Origin of the sequence: Rhabdothermincola salaria, from assembly GCF_021246445.1 — a bacterium.
Classification (GTDB): Bacteria; Actinomycetota; Acidimicrobiia; order Acidimicrobiales; family Acidimicrobilacustridaceae; genus Rhabdothermincola_A; species Rhabdothermincola_A salaria.
In genome coordinates this window covers 1-15,869 of record NZ_JAJQXW010000004.1, presented here as the reverse complement: position 1 = coordinate 15,869, position 15,869 = coordinate 1, and the positions used below count along the sequence as shown (strand labels likewise).

17 protein-coding genes are annotated in these 15,869 nt (G+C 70.4%); 11 read left to right on the top strand and 6 right to left on the bottom strand.

What is annotated here, in order from left to right; all coding sequences use genetic code 11:
* The first annotated feature begins 373 nt into the window (after positions 1 to 373).
* The 3 genes from LUW87_RS15380 to LUW87_RS15370 all read left to right on the top strand — a co-directional run bounded on the left by LUW87_RS15380 (position 374) and on the right by LUW87_RS15370 (position 4,236).
* Positions 374 to 1,069 (top strand): hypothetical protein, encoded by a 696-nt coding sequence (locus LUW87_RS15380; RefSeq protein ID WP_232672090.1) that lies wholly within the window; start codon positions 374 to 376, stop codon positions 1,067 to 1,069.
* A 142-nt stretch (positions 1,070 to 1,211) separates the two neighbouring features.
* Positions 1,212 to 2,843: an FAD-dependent oxidoreductase gene (locus LUW87_RS15375; protein ID WP_232672089.1), complete on the top strand. Its 1,632-nt coding sequence runs from the start codon at positions 1,212 to 1,214 to the stop codon at positions 2,841 to 2,843.
* A 13-nt stretch (positions 2,844 to 2,856) separates the two neighbouring features.
* Complete coding sequence (locus tag LUW87_RS15370; protein ID WP_232672088.1) at positions 2,857 to 4,236, top strand: ATP-binding protein; 1,380 nt, start codon at positions 2,857 to 2,859, stop codon at positions 4,234 to 4,236.
* Positions 4,237 to 4,408: 172 nt separating this feature from the next.
* On the opposite strand, the gene LUW87_RS15365 is transcribed toward LUW87_RS15370, so the two are convergent.
* On the bottom strand, positions 4,409 to 4,807 hold the full coding sequence (locus tag LUW87_RS15365) for a cytidine deaminase (protein WP_232672087.1): 399 nt from the start codon (positions 4,805 to 4,807) through the stop codon (positions 4,409 to 4,411).
* A gap of 279 nt (positions 4,808 to 5,086) precedes the next feature.
* On the opposite strand from LUW87_RS15365, the gene LUW87_RS15360 reads away from it, so the two are divergent.
* Positions 5,087 to 5,770 carry an SDR family NAD(P)-dependent oxidoreductase gene (locus LUW87_RS15360; RefSeq protein ID WP_232672086.1) on the top strand — a complete coding sequence of 228 codons (684 nt, stop codon included), beginning with the start codon at positions 5,087 to 5,089 and terminating at the stop codon, positions 5,768 to 5,770.
* Positions 5,771 to 5,927: 157 nt separating this feature from the next.
* On the opposite strand, the gene LUW87_RS15355 is transcribed toward LUW87_RS15360, so the two are convergent.
* Complete coding sequence (locus tag LUW87_RS15355; protein WP_232672085.1) at positions 5,928 to 6,173, bottom strand: CsbD family protein; 246 nt, start codon at positions 6,171 to 6,173, stop codon at positions 5,928 to 5,930.
* Positions 6,174 to 6,615: 442 nt separating this feature from the next.
* On the opposite strand from LUW87_RS15355, the gene LUW87_RS15350 reads away from it, so the two are divergent.
* The 5 genes from LUW87_RS15350 to LUW87_RS15330 all read left to right on the top strand — a co-directional run bounded on the left by LUW87_RS15350 (position 6,616) and on the right by LUW87_RS15330 (position 10,276).
* A complete protein-coding gene (locus LUW87_RS15350) occupies positions 6,616 to 6,900 on the top strand; it encodes a hypothetical protein (protein ID WP_232672084.1) in 285 nt (94 codons plus the stop codon).
* Positions 6,897 to 7,319, top strand: a complete 423-nt coding sequence (locus tag LUW87_RS15345; protein WP_232672083.1) for an STAS domain-containing protein — start codon at positions 6,897 to 6,899, stop codon at positions 7,317 to 7,319. The genes LUW87_RS15350 and LUW87_RS15345 overlap by 4 nt, the downstream gene beginning before the upstream one ends.
* A gap of 320 nt (positions 7,320 to 7,639) precedes the next feature.
* Positions 7,640 to 8,344: a GAF and ANTAR domain-containing protein gene (locus LUW87_RS15340; protein WP_232672082.1), complete on the top strand. Its 705-nt coding sequence runs from the start codon at positions 7,640 to 7,642 to the stop codon at positions 8,342 to 8,344.
* Between the two features lie 209 nt (positions 8,345 to 8,553).
* The gene (locus LUW87_RS15335) at positions 8,554 to 9,240 is read left to right on the top strand and encodes a nitroreductase family protein (RefSeq protein WP_232672081.1); all 687 of its coding nucleotides are present in this window, start codon (positions 8,554 to 8,556) and stop codon (positions 9,238 to 9,240) included.
* A gap of 4 nt (positions 9,241 to 9,244) precedes the next feature.
* Positions 9,245 to 10,276 (top strand): LLM class flavin-dependent oxidoreductase, encoded by a 1,032-nt coding sequence (locus LUW87_RS15330; RefSeq protein ID WP_232672080.1) that lies wholly within the window; start codon positions 9,245 to 9,247, stop codon positions 10,274 to 10,276.
* Between the two features lie 33 nt (positions 10,277 to 10,309).
* Here the strand turns inward: LUW87_RS15330 and LUW87_RS15325 are convergent, their stop codons facing one another.
* From LUW87_RS15325 to LUW87_RS15315, 3 genes are all read right to left on the bottom strand, one after another.
* Positions 10,310 to 11,149 carry an amidohydrolase family protein gene (locus tag LUW87_RS15325; protein WP_232672079.1) on the bottom strand — a complete coding sequence of 280 codons (840 nt, stop codon included), beginning with the start codon at positions 11,147 to 11,149 and terminating at the stop codon, positions 10,310 to 10,312.
* Positions 11,146 to 11,625 carry a hypothetical protein gene (locus LUW87_RS15320; protein WP_232672078.1) on the bottom strand — a complete coding sequence of 160 codons (480 nt, stop codon included), beginning with the start codon at positions 11,623 to 11,625 and terminating at the stop codon, positions 11,146 to 11,148. Before LUW87_RS15320 ends, LUW87_RS15325 begins: the two co-directional genes overlap by 4 nt.
* A gap of 149 nt (positions 11,626 to 11,774) precedes the next feature.
* The gene (locus LUW87_RS15315; protein WP_232672077.1) at positions 11,775 to 12,215 is read right to left on the bottom strand and encodes a hypothetical protein; all 441 of its coding nucleotides are present in this window, start codon (positions 12,213 to 12,215) and stop codon (positions 11,775 to 11,777) included.
* A gap of 315 nt (positions 12,216 to 12,530) precedes the next feature.
* On the opposite strand from LUW87_RS15315, the gene LUW87_RS15310 reads away from it, so the two are divergent.
* Entirely contained in the window at positions 12,531 to 13,016 is a 486-nt protein-coding gene (locus LUW87_RS15310; protein ID WP_232672076.1) for a hypothetical protein, read from the top strand.
* On the top strand, positions 13,016 to 14,539 hold the full coding sequence (locus LUW87_RS15305) for an alpha/beta hydrolase (RefSeq protein WP_232672075.1): 1,524 nt from the start codon (positions 13,016 to 13,018) through the stop codon (positions 14,537 to 14,539). The genes LUW87_RS15310 and LUW87_RS15305 overlap by 1 nt, the downstream gene beginning before the upstream one ends.
* Before the next feature lie 65 nt (positions 14,540 to 14,604).
* Here LUW87_RS15305 and LUW87_RS15300 read toward each other — a convergent pair whose 3' ends face one another.
* Positions 14,605 to 15,288, bottom strand: a complete 684-nt coding sequence (locus LUW87_RS15300; RefSeq protein ID WP_232672074.1) for a pentapeptide repeat-containing protein — start codon at positions 15,286 to 15,288, stop codon at positions 14,605 to 14,607.
* Positions 15,289 to 15,869 lie beyond the last annotated feature (581 nt).

The window sequence follows — 15,869 nt, the reverse complement described above, 5'->3', positions numbered from 1 at the left end:
CGGCATCGGTCGCAGTCGGCGGAGAACAGGATCCAGAGCCGTTGCGCGACGGGCTCAGGAGCCGACGCCTCCCGCCATCTGGGTGTGCCCGGCCGGGACCAGGTGCCACAGCCCGCCGCCAGTGCCGGACAGGCGCAGGTCCCCCAGCGCATCGTGCGGGGGTTGCCCCATCACAAGTAGACAAGTGGCTGAGTGTCTACCTGTGGGGGAGCGACGCATGGTCCTGAAGCTGTTGCCCGTACTGGCGAGCGCGACCGTCTTGGTGGCCCTCCCCGCTGCACCGTCAGACGCCGCTCGGCTCCCCGGTGATCACTCGATGCCGGCTGCGGTGCCTCTCACGGTCGACCCGAGCGGAGGTAGCGGCGCGGAGCCGGTGAGCGCCACCCTGGACGACGGATGGGTGTCGGGGTGCGAGGTCGACTTCGACGACCCGGTCGGCATCAACTTCCAGTCGGACCCGGCGCCCGGTACCGGGATCGTCAGCAGCGCCCTCGTAGCGACGAGTGAGCCGTCGATGACCCAGTCGGTGGACGAGTGGTTCTTCAACACGGCCTACGAGGCCGGCACCTACTGGTTCCAGGGCTTCTGCACGGGCCCGGAGGGGGGCCGCTACACCGACGCAGTGCCGTTCACGGTGACGGAGTCGCAGATCCCGGTGGCCCTGAAGCTGGACCTCCACCCGGCCTCGGGCGGCGCGGTCTCCGAGGTTCGGGTCACCGTCGAGCCGCCGTTCCCGTCGGGTGCGGTGCCGTGCGACTCCGCTCGTCAGGCGTCCGTGGTGGTGTCCACGTCGAGCGACCGGCGCGACATCGGCCGCGTCGTGCACCGGACCGCCGTCGAGGCCCCGGCCGGGCCGGTGTCATCGACCCGAACCCTCCAGGCCTGGCTCGATCGGGCACCGACCGAACTCCGCTACTGGTTCTGGGCCGAGTGCCCCTACATCAACGACACCGCCAGGACGGGTTACTCGCCGTCGGTGGCCTTCGACACGGTCCTGGCTCCTGCCCCGATCGCCGCTCCTGAGGTGCGGGCGATGCCGGTGGAGGCAGTCCCCGCGTTCACCGGGTAGCCGCTCCGCACCGCCGGTCGGGCGAGCTCGGACGCGACGACGAGGAGCCCATCTGGGCTCCTCGTCGTCGGGCCGCGCTGTAGGGTCGGCAGTGCTGTCGTGACCCCGGGGGGGAGAGGTGGCGAAGCCGGCGATCTTGACGGTGGACGACGATCCGGGGGTCTCGCAGGCCATCGCGAGAGATCTGCGTCGGAAGTACGGCGCAGAGTTCCAGATCGTTCGGACGCTGTCGGGCGCCGATGCCCTCGAGCTGCTGGCCGAGTACCGGTTGCGTGACCGCCAGGTGGCCCTGATCGCGTCGGACCAGCGGATGCCCGAGATGACGGGGGTGGAGTTCCTCGAGCGGGCCCAGGAGCTTGCACCCGAGGCGAAGCTGGTGTTGCTGACCGCCTATGCCGACACCGAAGCGGCGATCCGTGCCATCAACGAGATCGGCCTCGACCACTACCTGATGAAGCCCTGGGACCCGCCCGAGGAGCGTCTCTACCCGGTCGCCGACGAGTTGCTGGCCGACTGGCAGGCTGCGCATCCCGACACGTCCGGAGAGTTGCGGGTGGTCGGTCATCGGTGGTCCGAGGGCGGACACGAGGTGAAGACGTTCCTCTCTCGCAACCACGTCCCCTACCGGTGGCTCGATGTCGAGCGCGACGACGAGGCGCGCCGGCTGGTCGACCTCGCCGAGGTTGGGCCGGACCAGCTTCCCCTCGTGCTCGTTCCCGACGGCGACACGCTCCGGTCCCCCTCGATCCTGGAGCTGGCGAACGCACTGGGTCTGCGAACCGCCGCCGAGCAGCCGTTGTACGACCTGTGCATCGTGGGTGCGGGTCCTGCCGGACTCGCCGCGGCGGTCTACGGCGCGTCCGAGGGACTCCGGACCGTCATCGTCGAGCGCGAGGCGCCAGGTGGCCAGGCCGGGCAGAGCGCCGCCATCGAGAACTACCTGGGGTTCCCTCGTGGGTTGACGGGCCAGGAGCTCGCCAACCGCGCCGTGGCCCAGGCGCGACGGTTCGGGGCGGAGATGATCGTGGCGCGCGACGTGACGACCTTCGAGGTCCGAGGACCGGTGCACGGGGTGTGCTTCGCCGATGGTTCCAGCATCGAGGCCCGCGCCGTCCTCGTGGCGAGCGGCGTGTCGTACCGCATCATCGATGCCCCCGGGGTGAACGACTTCGTCGGGCGGGGCGTGTACTACGGCGCCACCGCGGGTGACGCCAGGAGCTGCGAGGGCGATGACGTGTACGTCGTGGGCGCCGCCAACTCGGCGGGCCAGGCGGTGCTCAACTTCGCCCGGTTCGCCCGTCGGGTGGTGATGCTGGTGCGCTCGGACTCACTCGAGACCTCCATGTCGAAGTACCTCGCCGACCGCATCGAGGCCGCCGCGAACGTCGAGGTTCGGTTCGAGACCCAGGTCATCGGCGGTCGCGGCGACGGGCACCTCGAGGCGATCACCCTCTCCGACCGCCGAGCAGGCACCGAGGAGGAGGTGCCCGCCGAGGGCTTGTACATCTTCATCGGCGCGTTGCCGCGCACCGACTGGCTCGGCGAGGAGGTCATGCGCGACGCGAAGGGCTTCGTCCTCACCGGCCCCGATCTCGACAGGGTCGACGGCCTGAGATGGCCGCTCGAACGAGCTCCGCTGACCCTGGAGACGAGTGTCCCGGGGGTGTTCGCAGCCGGTGATGTACGGCTCGACTCGATGAAGCGGGTCGCGTCCGCAGTCGGCGAAGGGGCCATGGCGGTCCATCTCGTCCACCGCTACCTGGACACGATGTGAGAGAGCCGAGCGCATGACCCTCGACGAGATCCGCGACCTCTTCCTGTTCGAGGGTCTCGGCGACGCCCGGCTGGCCGAGCTGTCGTCGTTCAGCACGGTGGTGGGCTACACCCAGGGCGAGGAGCTGTTCGTCGAGGGCGAGCCGGCCGACCACTGGTGGGTGGTGCTCGACGGCCGCATCGACCTCTACCGTCGCACCGGTCGCGACGAGTCGGTGGTGGGTGCGCTCGACCGGCCGGGCTTGTGGGCCGGGGGTTTCCGGGCGTGGACCGATGCCGCGGGCTACATCTCGACGGGCCGGGGCGGTGAGGCCGGTCGGGTGCTGCGGGTCGACGCGCCGTCGCTGGGTGGGGCGGTCTGCCGATGGTTCCCCTTCGCCGGGCACCTGATCGACGGCTTCTTCCAGACCGTGCGGAAGATGGACGCCATGGCTCGCCAGCGCGCCGGCCTCATCGCGCTCGGCACCCTCGCCGCCGGGCTCGCACACGAGATCAACAACCCGGCGGCCGCCTCCGCTCGCGCCGCGAGGTCCCTCCAGCACGCCTGCGACGGCATCAACTCGTCGCTCTTCGAGCTCGCCCAGCACGTTCCGAGTGCACGACTCGTCGAACTCGACGCGCTCCGACGCGAGATCGGTCCGGCGGTCACGATCACCGATTCGATCGGACTCGCCGATCGCGAGGACGAGTTGCTCGGCTGGCTGGAGCGGCGCGGGATCGACGACGCCTGGACCATCGCCCCGGCGTTCGCGGCCGCCGCCGTGGACGTCGAGTGGTGCGAGCGCGTGCGCGGGGTGCTCGGCGACGACGCCCTGGGACCGGGCCTCCAGTGGGTGGCGAGCACGCTCGCCACCGCCAGCCTGATCGACGACATCGCTGAGTCGACGGGTCGCGTTTCTGCTCTCGTCGATGAGGTCGGGTCCTATTCGCAGCTCGACCGGGCGTCCACCCAGCTCATCGACGTGGCCGACGGCCTCGAGAGCACCGTGACGGTGCTCTCGCACAAGCTCGTCGACGGCATCCGGATCGTGCGCGAGTACGCCGACGACCGTCCTCGCATCGAAGCCCGCCCAGGCGAGCTGAACCAGGTCTGGACCAACCTCGTGGACAACGCCGTGGATGCCATGGAAGGCCGAGGCACGCTCCGACTCTCGGTTCGGGTCGACGGCGAGGACCTGCTGGTCGAGGTGGGCGACGACGGACCCGGCATGTCCGATGACGTCCAGGCCCGGGCGATCGAGCCCTTCTTCACCACCAAGCCCGTCGGGAAGGGCACCGGGCTGGGCCTCGACATCTCCAACCGGATCGTGGAGGGCCACCACGGGTCCATCTCGATCGCCTCGATCCCCGGCGACACGGTCGTCGCGGTGCGCCTTCCTCTGCGAGCCGGTTGATCCCGTCGCCATCCGCCGGTGGATCGGGACCCGGCTGTGCCAGCATCTCGTCGGCCCACCGCAGTCGGGCACACGCGACGATGGACCCGAGCGCACCGGTCGGCCCTGCGCGTGCACCACCTCGACGAGGGCCCGGCAGACGGCGACGTGGAGGGCGGGACTCCACGTCGATTCAGCGACGGACGAATGGCCCGTTCGGGAGGAGCTCGCCGACGGTCGATTCGCTGATCGGGGCGTCGTTGGCAACCGAACTGACGTAGATCGGCATCGTCGAACCCCCGAGCTCGAGCGCCACTTGGAGGCAGGCTCCGCACGGCCACGTGAGGTCCTCGCCGGTGCGTGGTGCGACGAGGGCCAGCGCAAGCGGTCGGGCACCGAGCGCAACCGTGGAGAAGAGGGCGACACGCTCGGCGCACATGGCCAACCCGAGTGAGACGTTCTCGACGATCGTGCCGGGGACGACACTGTCGGAGTCGGTGTGCACCGCCGCTCCGGCTCGGAACTTGGAATAGGGCACGTGGGCGTTGGATCGACACTCTCGGGCGGCAGCCACCAGTTCGCTCGGCGTCATCGTCGGAACCTACCGAAGAAACCGACGCCCAGCGCCGTGTCGGGCTCGTGCAATGAGCGGAGGCAGGACAACTCGGTCCGATGGGGCCGGAACACCGCCGAGCCGGGGCGGGGCGGCGGGACCGGCCGGTCCAGGGCGGTGCCACCGCGACGGCTCGGCCGGCATGCCGCTCGAGCAGCTGTCGGACCCCACACCAGAGGGTGCCGGTCGTTACGAATCGGGCCCTTGGCCGGTGCGCCGGGTCGGAGCGGGTGAGCGCCCATGCAATAGAACGTGGTGATGACCAGCACATCCCTCGATGGGGCATCCGTTCTTCTGCTGGGAGCGACCGGTGGTCTCGGCGGAGCGCTCGGACTCGAGCTCGCAGGACGGGGCGCCCGGCTGACGCTCGTGGCCCGGGACCAGGACCGGCTGGATCGGCTCGATCTTCCTGGTGAACGGGTGGCGCTGGACCTGCGATCACCCGACTCGTGTGCTGCCGCAGTGCGAGCCGCCGTCGATCACACCGGCCACCTCGACATCGTGATCAACGCCGTCGGGGTGGTCGCGTTCGGCGACGTGGAGTCGCTGTCGACCGATGTGATGGAGGAGCTGTTCCTGACCAACACGTTCCTGCCGATCATGGTGGCCCGCGAGACCATGCCCGTTCTGTCCGCTGGTGGTGTGGTCGTCAACATCTCTGGGGTCATCGCCGAGCAGAACCTTCCCGGCATGGCGGCCTACGGGGCGTCGAAGTCGGCCGTCTGCGCGTTCGATCAAGGGCTGGCCCGTGAGGCACGGCGACGTGGCTTGCGGGTGCTCGACGCCCGGCCCCCGCACACCGAGACCGGGCTCGCCGGGCGGGCGATCGCCGGAACCGCGCCGCCCATGGGGATCGGATTGGAACCGGCGACCGTGGCTCGGGTGATCTGCGATGCCGTAGAGAGCGGTGCGACGGATCTCCCGAGTAGTGCGTTCAGCTGAGTGGGTTCGGGCGTCCGTCGCTGCCGCCGCCGTCGGTTCCGAACAGGCGTAGCTCCCGCAGTGCTTCCGGGCGTCGTCGTGGGTGGACTCCTGCACGGGAACGCCGGTGCGCCGGGCCGGGCCTCCCGGGCGGCGGTGCCGACCCGGTGAGGCGCTCCTAGGACTCCTGTCGGGGTGAGCCCTTCTCCTCGACCGTGTCGAGGATCTCGCTCAGCTTGGACTCGATCGTGTCGGCGGCCTCGCCCGTCCGTTCGCGGATGTTCCCGATGAGCTGGGTCCAGTTGCCCTTGGCCCGATCGACGTCGTCGTCGGTGAGGGCGCCCCACGCCTCGCGCACCCGCCCACGCATCTGATCCCACTGGCCTTCGAGCTGTGCATCCCGTCGATCCTGTGCCTCAGCCATGTCAAGCCTCCCGACTCGGTGAGGTTCCCGTTCGAGAACCTCGCTGAACACCTGCTACCCGAGCCATGCCGGCTGATGCCTCCCCGGCGAGATTGGTGACCAAGGACCCGGGAGAACCCGACCTCTGGCGGGGTGGGCAGTCGCCGCGGCGAGGCGGCTCCGTCCCCCGTCTCCGAGAGGACGAAGGTCCCTGGACGATCGAAGGGGATCTTCGTAGCCTCATGACAGAGTTCACACGAGAAATCGGTCGAGCCCCAGACCCCTGGCAGTCCGACGAGAGGCCATCATGAGCGCCCCCGTCCCCCGCCAGAACCTGAGAGGAACGATCGATCCGTCCCGCGGGCGACCACCTCACGACGACCGACCGCAACCCGCGGTTCGCACCCAAGAACGCGGCGATGTCGTCGTCCTCGAGCCCTTGGGTCAACTCGACCGTGACGGCGTGGAGCACCTCCGCGACGCGGCCGCCGCCCTCACCGACCGGCCGATCCTCATCGACCTGAACAGCTGCGTCCTCACCGACCCGCACGCGCTGGCCGACCTCGCCAACGACAGGGACGACCGCGTCGACTCCTGCTTCGTCAGCCGCCGCACCACCTGCCGGCTCCTGCTCGACCGCGCCGGCATCATGCTGCGATTCGCCGTCTTTCACCAGCTCGAGGATGCGCTGCAGGCCCGCACCTTCGCCAACGACGGCTACGGCCTGGGATGGCGCCGAGACCCGTGACCACCCCAGCACTCCACCTGGGCACGCGGCTGCGCACCGGGATCCTCGTGACTGCTCGGGACGGGCGGCTGGTCGCCAGCGTCGACCTCCACGGCGAGCTCTGCCCCACCACCGCCCCGCAACTGCGGTCCGAGCTGGAGCGGCTCATCGGTGACGGCGTCGTCACCATCACGGTCGATCTCCGCGATCTCCGGTGCTGCACGTCCCACGGCCTCGACGTCTTGGACCACATCGACCGCCGGCTCCACGAGCGCGGCGGCGACCTCCGACTCCGTCTCGACGGCGCACCGCCGATCGTCGAGCGCATCGTCCGCCTCGTCGAGGACCAGGACCCCACGTTCTCCCCCCGGATCGCCGAGGCATCCCCTGCCTCGGAACCGATCGCCCCGCGGGAGCGGCCCGGTGACAGCACCTGCTGAGCCGGGCCGCTCCGGGGCCGCCACCAGGGGAGCACGGCGCATCAGCCGAACCATGCCCCCGATCACCCGTGGCAACAGCGCGACGACGTCGAGAGGGCTGGTGACACGGAGCGCGAGGCCCACTGACGGTGGGTCCGGGAGTCGAAGCGGTCGGGGCCAACTACGGTGAGGGTGCTGAACGAGATGGATCCGACCGGTGGTCGGACCGTTGTCCCCAGACCCCCCCCGGGGCTCTTCGCAAGTCGCTCTCCACCCGTCGGTGGGGCCGCCTTGAGGCACTTCGCCCAGCGGCACACCGACAGCGAGAGAAGCGATAGCCGATGACCGATCAACAAGCTCTGTCCCGGGTGCTGCGCCAGTTCGCGCGCACCATGACGGGCAGCTACGACATCACCGAGGTCCTCTACGACCTGTCCGGCAGCGTGGCCGACGTGTTGGACGCGACGGCCGCCGGCGTCGCCCTCCTCGACGGAGAGGAACTGCGCTTCGTCACCGCCACCAGCGACCTGGGCACCGACGCCGAACGAGCCCAGGAGCGGTTCCAGGACGGGCCCTGCCTCGACTCGATTCGAGAGAATCAGCCGGTGGTCGTCCATGACATCGGTGAGTGCCATGAACGTTGGCCCGGGTACGCGCCTGTGGTCGAACAGCTCGGGTTGCACGCTGTGCTCGGGATCCCGCTCGTGCTGGACGACCGGCGAGTCGGCTCCCTCGACGTCTACAGCGACGAACCTCGGTCGTGGAGCGACGACGAGGTCAACGCCGCGCTGGTGCTCGCCGACGTAGCGGCCGCCTACGTGGTGAACGCGAGCGAACTGCTCCAGAGCCAGCGCACCACCGAGCAGCTCCAGAGGGCGTTGGCCGGCCGTGTCGTCATCGAGCAGGCCAAAGGTGTCCTCGCCGAGCGAGCCCGGATCACCACCGAGGAGGCGTTCCAGCGCATCCGGGCATCGGCTCGCCGCCAGAGCGTGAAGATCGCCGACGTCTGCCGCCGGGTGATCGACACCGACTACGTGCCGGACTGAGGCGGCCGCCTGCCTGCCGCGATGGGCGTCGGATGCCCTCGGGTCCTCCACCCACTGGCACGGCGGACGGGTTCATGGCGCGAAGCCGGAGGTTCCGTCGATTCGCACACGCCTCTGGGACGACGCGGCAGTCCGTGTTCGCCGCAAGCGCTGGCGACGCCGGCTATAGGGTCGGTTCTCGACCTGATGTCATCAGTTCCGGGGGGACCGTGGCTGCGAACCCACCGTTCGATCTCGCCGAGATCGACCGACTGCTCATGACCACCAAGGCGGTGCGGCGGCGCCTCGATTTGGACCGACCCGTCGACCGAGACGTCGTAGTGGACTGCATCCGACTGGCCTCCTACGCGCCGAACGCCTCGAACGCCCAGGAGTGGCACTGGGTCGTGGTCGATGACCCCGATCAACGCCGGGCCGTGGGGGAGCAGTACCGGCGCACCACCGAAGCGGTGGTGTCCACGATGTTGGCGGCCAAGGAAGCCGCGGGAGACGAGGCCGGTGCCCGCATCTCGCGCTCGATCCTCTACCTGGCGGCGCACATGGGCGAGGTCCCCGTCCTCGTCATCCCCTGCTACGACCTCGAGGCGGCCGCCGGTCGCTACGGGCGTCTGATCGGCGCCGACCGCGAGACCACCGGGATGGAGCCGGGCATGTACGCCTCGATCTACCCGGCGGTGTGGAGCTTCCTGCTGGCGTTGCGCAGCCGCGGTCTGGGTTCGGTGCTCACCACCGCCCACCAGTCCGACCAGCCGGCCATGGCCGAGATCCTCGGCATCCCCGACACCTGGGACCAGACGGCGCTGTTGCCGGTCGCCCACACGACCGGCGGCGACTTCGTCCCGTCACCGCGGGCTGCGGTCGAGGAGTCCATCGTCTGGAACCGCTACGAGCGTTGAGGCCATGACCGCCAATTCGACCCCGTCCGTCCGTTTCGCCACCGGCACCACGGTGACCGACTTCGACTGGTATCGCCGTTGGCTCGATGCGGCCGAGGGCGCCGGCTTCGAGATGCTCACCACCGGCGACTCACAGTCGCTGTGGGCGGACCCCTTCGTGATCCTGGGCGTGGCCGCTCAGCACACGACCCGGCCTCGCCTCGGGCTGACGGTGTCGAACCCGTGCACCCGCCACCCGGCAGTGGTGGCCAGCTCGTTGGTGGCCCTCCAGCAAGTGTCCGGCGGTCGGATGGTCTACGGGTTCAGCAGCGGCGACAGCGCCCTGCGCAACATCGGAGTCCCGCCGGCGGACGTGGCCACCCTCTCCGAGTTCGGCCGGACGGTGAAGGGCCTCTGCGCCGGGGAGACGGTGGAGTACAAGGGCCACGACCTCGTGCTGCGGTGGGGGCACCACCCGACGCCGGTGTGGATGGCAGCCGAGGGGCCACGCACCCAGCACCTGGCCGGACAGATCGCCGACGGGGTCGTCCTCTCCAACGCACTCGACGCCGAGGTCCTCAGCCTGGCCCGAGCCAACATCGCCGCGGGCGCGGCATCGGTCGGACGCTCGATCGACGACATCGAGATCTGGTGCATGGCCGCCATGTGCCCTGCGCCGAGCGAGGCAGAAGGCATCGCCCGGTTGCGCTTCCTCCTGGCCGGCACCGCCAACCACGTGTACCGGTTCCACACCGATGGGAAGGGCCTGCCCGACGAGCACCGCGACGCCATCGCCGAGCTCCAGCGCCGCTACGACTCCTCGGCCCACGCCACGCCAGCCCGGGCCGAGGCCAACGCCCGACTGGTCGAGGACCTCGGTCTGGTCGACTTCTTGGCCCGTCGGTCGGTCATCGCCGGGCCGGTGGAGCGCCGGATCGAGCGCATCCGGGAGTGCGTCGACGCCGGCGCCACCAACCTCATCCTCAGCCAGTTCGTCGACGACCAGATCGGGTTCATGGACGAGTTCGCCGCCGAGATCCGCCCGGCCTTCGGATGACCGCGGTCCCGCGTCCCCGTTCGGGAGACGAGATCAGCCGAGACCGAGCAACCGACGCACGTTCCCGCTGAGCACCGCCTGCTTGGTCGGCGCATCGAGGCGGGAGTCGAGCACCTGGTCGAGCGTGTAGCTGCGGCGGTAGGCGAGAGGCACCGAGTACATGTCGGTCCCGAAGAGCACCCGATCGGGCCCGAACGCCTCGATGAAGTGCTCGACGAAGTCGAACGAGTACACGAGGCTGGTGTCGAAGACCAGGTTGGGGGCATCGCGCGCGGCCCGGGTGATGTCCTTGGTGCGTTCGAAGCCCGAGAACCCGTCGAGGACCACGATGGGCGCATCGGCCAGCTCGCGCGCGACATCGACGATCTTCCAGGGGGCCTCGTCGATGCTGTCGGCGTAGGCGTGGACGAACGGAACCAGGCCCAGCTCGACCGCGGCTCGCACCAGGCCGCTCATGAGAGGGCTGTCCATGCCCACGCCCTGGAAGCGGCTGTGGAAGCTCACGCCCACGAGCCCCAGGTCGTCCCGAGCTCGCCGCAGCTCCTCGTGGGAGCGTCCACCGTGGAGGGGCTCGACGATGCCCACCGCGGCCACGAACCGATCGGGACGACGATCGCGGTACGCGGCGATGGCGTCGTTCAGCGCCATCGTGTCGACGTGGCCGTTCGGGCGGAGGTACTCGTGGGTGGGCATGACGACGGCGGCGTCGACCCCGTTGGCGTCCATGATCTCCAGTCGGGTCGACCTCTCGACGTCGTCGGTCGGCTCGGCTCGGGTCTCCATCGCGTCGTGGGTCGCGACGTCGGCCATGAGTGACGGGACACCGCCGACGTGGTGGTGCACGTCGATGACCTCGAACCCGTCGCGGCTCACCGGCCCGACCCCGGTTCGGGTGTGCTGCAGTTCTCTTCGATGTAGACCACGAGCCGGCCGCTCGCCTCGTTGACCTCGTCGGGGAAGTTCTCCATCAGCTGCGAGTCCGGGTCGGACGGGTCGACCGATTCGTCGAAGTGGCGGATCACGATGTCGAGGTCATCGCCGAGGACGTCGGGAGCCACGGTGCGCAGACGTCGCAGGTCCTCGACGTGATCCGTCGAACCGACGTAGCTCGCAGGCACCTCTGCAGCCGGGTCCGGGGCTTGCTCGCAGAAGGCCGATGCCCCCGTCGTCGGCTGCCCTTCGACCGGTGGCTCGATCTCGGATGCTGGGGGGACCGACGCGCCGTCGTCCCCGACGCGGTCGGAGCCGCCGCACGCCGTGAGCCCCGACACGGCCAACACCAGCACAAGCACCGCCACCAGCGCCGCCGCCCAGGCGAAGTCGGTTCGTGACCGTCGCAGCACACCCATCCGGGTCGACGGTACAGGGCTCCTCGGGCGTGACGCCGGAGATGAAGATACGCAGGCCTGAGGCATCGACCTCCCGCCGAAGACGCCTGGGCGTGCTCGTCACCGAACTCCCGAAGGTGGAGACGCAGGTCTCCGGTGCCGGAGAAGGGTCAGGGCTGGTCGGTTGCGCCCAGGACGCACTCGTCCACGAGGTCGGCCATCGCGTCCGTCCACTCCGGCGGGGCGGGCAGGCCCTCCGCCGCCGGGGTGAAGCTGTACCGGACGGCGTCCTCGGTCATGGCGAAGGGGAAGCCGTTGGTCACGAACCACACCTCGCCCTCACCGAGCAGGGTGCCTTCGTCGTCGTAGATGTTGGCGGCGACGACGGTGCCGCCTTCGGACTGGGTGCGGTACGCCTCGCCGAGGGCGACCGCCCCGTCACGCAGGAGCGGTCTCACCAAGCCAGCGAGGCCGGGGCCGGCTGTCTGGCAGCGGGGTTCGGGCTCCTCGGGCACCGAGGTGCTGGTGGGTGCTCCGACCGAGGTGGAGGGGGTGGCCCCCTCGCCCGGTGTGCAGCCGGCCGCCAGGGCCAGGAGAGTGCCGAGGATCACCGCTGTTGTCGTCGTCCGCCCCATCGGGTCCTTCCGTCGGCTCGGGTCCAGCCGAGCACCGCCGGACCCAGCATGCCTCATCGACGAGTCCGCCTGACATCGCCCCGCCCGGTGGACCGGCAGCCGGTGAGCGGCGCGGGTCGTGTGCCCCAAGGCTATGTGCCGGCTAACGGGACTGAACCATCCTGATGACGTCGCCTAACGTGCCCCGACATGTCCCGATGACCCCCGGGGGTGTCGCTCTTGTCCAGTTCGACGAAGGTCCCACGGGCGCGTCGTGGCGCTCTCGCTCTCGCCGGCGCCGCTGCGGGGGCGATGGTGCTGACCCCGCTGTTGCCCGCAGGCGCCCAGGAGACGACGCCGCGAGCAGCCCTCGCCGAGCTCCAGGGCGTGTGCGGATCGGCATCCATCGGCCTCGACGGCCAGTTGCAGCTCGACGTCGACGCGGGCATGGCCCAGCGCCGCACCGAGACGGTCACGAGCGGCGGCCAGCAGGTCGTCGTCGGTGAGAGCCTCGTCGAGGCCACCGCCCCGGTCGCCACCACCATCGCCTACCTCGACGACGTCTTCTTCGGTCCGACCTGGACCGGGAGCCTGCCCTTCACCTACACGATCCACACCGAGGTCCTGGTCGACGGGGCCGCCGTCTGGTGGCAGACCGTCGACGCGGCGTGCACCGTCGCCGGCGGCGAACCGACCTTCACCTACGACGAGGGCGTCGTCCCCGCTCCGGCCCCTGCTCCCCAGCCGACCACCCCCGGGCCGAGCGGGCCCGTCGTCACCCCGAGGTTCACCGGCTGATGTCGCTCTCCAACGTCCTCCCTACCCGACGGCTCCTGGCCCTCGTCACCGTGGCGTTCCTCGGCCTGTCGCTCCTCGTCGTCGCCCCTCGGGCCCTCCCGGCCGGTGCCGACGACACCGTCTCGCCCGTCGACTGGGGGCCGTGCGAGGCCTACCCCGCTCCGTTCGAGTGCGGGCTCTACCAGGTGCCCGTCGACCACGCCGACCCCGATGGGCCCACCATCGGGGTGGCGGTGCTGCGCCATCCGGCCACCGACCCCGGGGCCCGGATCGGCTCGCTGTTCCTCAACCCCGGCGGCCCCGGCGGCGACGCTCTCGAGGTGGCCGCGGCCGTGGTGCCGGCCATGGACCCTGCGGTCACCGCCGCGTTCGACATCGTGGCCCTCAACCCCCGAGGCGTGGCCGGCAGCGCCCCCTCCCTCGAGTGCCCCCAGGAGCAGGAGGCATCCGCCCCACCGGCGGACTGGGGGGCCTACTTCGCCGCCAACGCACCGGTGAAGGCCGCGAGCCACACGGCCTGCCAGATGGCATGGGCCCGCACCGGCGCCCGCTACGGCACCGTCCAGGTGGCCCAGGACCTCGACCTGCTCCGCCGCGCCGTAGGCGACGAGAAGCTCACCTACTGGGGCATCTCCTATGGCACCCGCATCGGCGAGGTGTACGCCCAGCTGTTCCCTGACGACATCCGGGCCATGATCCTCGACGGCAACGTCGATCCGCGCTCGACGGCGCTCACCTTCACCAGCGAGCGAGGCGGCAGCTTCGACCGGGCGTTGGACTTCTTCTTCACCGAGATGCCCGGCACCGAGGACGCCATCGACCAGATCACCGCCGAGCTGGCCGTCACCGGGCCCATCGAGGTGACCAACGCCGTGACCGGCGGGACGCTCACCATCACCGCCGACGATGCCCTGAGCCAGCTGGTGGCCGGGCTCGTGGCCAGCGAATCGCTGTGGCCGGCCATCGAGAACCAGCTGGTGTCGGTGCTCGAGCAGCTCGAGGGCGGACCCACCGCCCAGGTGATCGTCGAGGAGCAGACCGACAACTTCGGCACGGTGCTCCAGCAGGTGAACTGCCTCGACCTCCCCGACCGGCCCGGGCTGGCCGCCATGACCGCGGCGGCTCAGCAGATGGTGCTCGACGGTCCCCGCATGGGCTGGCAAATGGCCGCCGGCCTCGACCTGTGCAGCGGGTTCCCGTTGCCGCCGGATCCGGCTCCGGCCCAGAGCCCCTCGGGCATCGCCCCGGTGCTGCTGCTGTCCTCCGTGAACGACCCCGCCACCCCCTACGAGTGGTCGGGCCGGATGCAGCAGTTCCTGCCCGGCTCCGTGCGCATCACCTACGGCGGCACCCAGCACGGTGTGTGGAACCTCGTCCCGTCGACGTGCGTCAACGACGCCGCCAACGACTACATGCTGGACCTGGTCGTCCCCGCCGACGGTCTGCAGTGCCCGTTCGTGGTGCCGGCATCCGGGCCGCCGGCCGACGAGGACCTGGCGCTGTTGGAGGTCCAGGGCTTCTGAGCGTCGCCGCTCGATCGCGCCGGTCGGGCACGGCACGGCGGCGTGCCTCGCCCCAGGGTCGACGGCTATCGCTCGGCGTCGTGAGGTCGCTCGAGGTCGAGGCCCACGGCGAAAGCCAGGTCGTGGGCCAGCGCCGCCAGCTGGGCCTCGTCCACGAGGCACCCGTCGAGGCGCCCCACCGCCTGCAGTCCCAGTGAGCGCACCCCCCGGAGGTCGACCCGCTCGGCCGTGACGCGATCGACGTTGAGATCGGTGATCTCCGAGCCGTCGAACGAGACGTCCTCCATGTGGCACTGGTAGGCGTCGACCTCGACCAGCGTGCAGTCGCTGAACTGCACCCGGCGCAGACGGGCCATACGCAGGCTGGTGAGCTGCAGGACGCAGCGCTCGAACACCACATCGGAGAGGTCGGCCTCGGACAGGTCGGTCCCGGTCAGCTTGGTGTCGGCGATGGTGCACTCCCGCAGGCTCTCGACCCTCGCGCCGCTCAGGTCGCACGCCGCCCAGCTCGACCAGTGCCCCTCGATCTCGGCGCCGGCGAGGTGGCTGAACGCCACACCGACGAGTGCGCAGGACTCGAGGCGCAACGTCGCCAGATCGTCGGGCAGCGGTTCGGTGCCGTCTCGATCGACCTCCGCCCAGCGTTGGTTCCGAGTCCCCTCGATCTCGGGGAAGGCAGGGTCGCCGGGGCCGATGGCGGTGAGCCGTGGCGGCGTGGCGAACGGCTCCTTCACGGTGATCCAGGCCACGTCGCCCTCCGGGTGCGATGGACTGCTGGGAGCCCGCCGGAGGCTACCGGTGCGCGCCAAGGCGCGTGTGCGGTCGTGGCGCAGCGCGCCAGATGATCCCGGGCCGGGCAGCCGGGCACCCGCGGGGCCGCAGAACCAGACCGTCGGCAGCCCGATAGCTCGATAGCGCGGGGCCGGTGGGTGCGGTGGCCCCGGCGGCTCGAGGTGGGTCGCGGCATGGCCCGCTCCCGAGCAGTTCTCGGGCGGGGCTCGCGATGGCCGAGGTGCTCGCGGCGAGGGACGCCCTGCGACACGACACGTTCCTCTGAGCGCTCGAGGGCGACAGGTCGCGGGGGAGACCATCCCCGGAGATCCGGCGAGCGCAGCGGCCGCTGAGCACCCATGGATAGGCAGAAAGAATATGCCTCTTGGGGTTGTCAGCCGCACGCACGTTCGATAACATGGCGGGCATGGTCACCACGACGCTGGGGGAACTGGAGGAGGCGGTCGGCGAGTTGACCGTGGCCCCGGTGTCGGCCGACGTGGTCGACCTGTTCAGCCTGCGCGAGCGGGTCGAGGTGACCGTGCTCGAGACCCTGTGC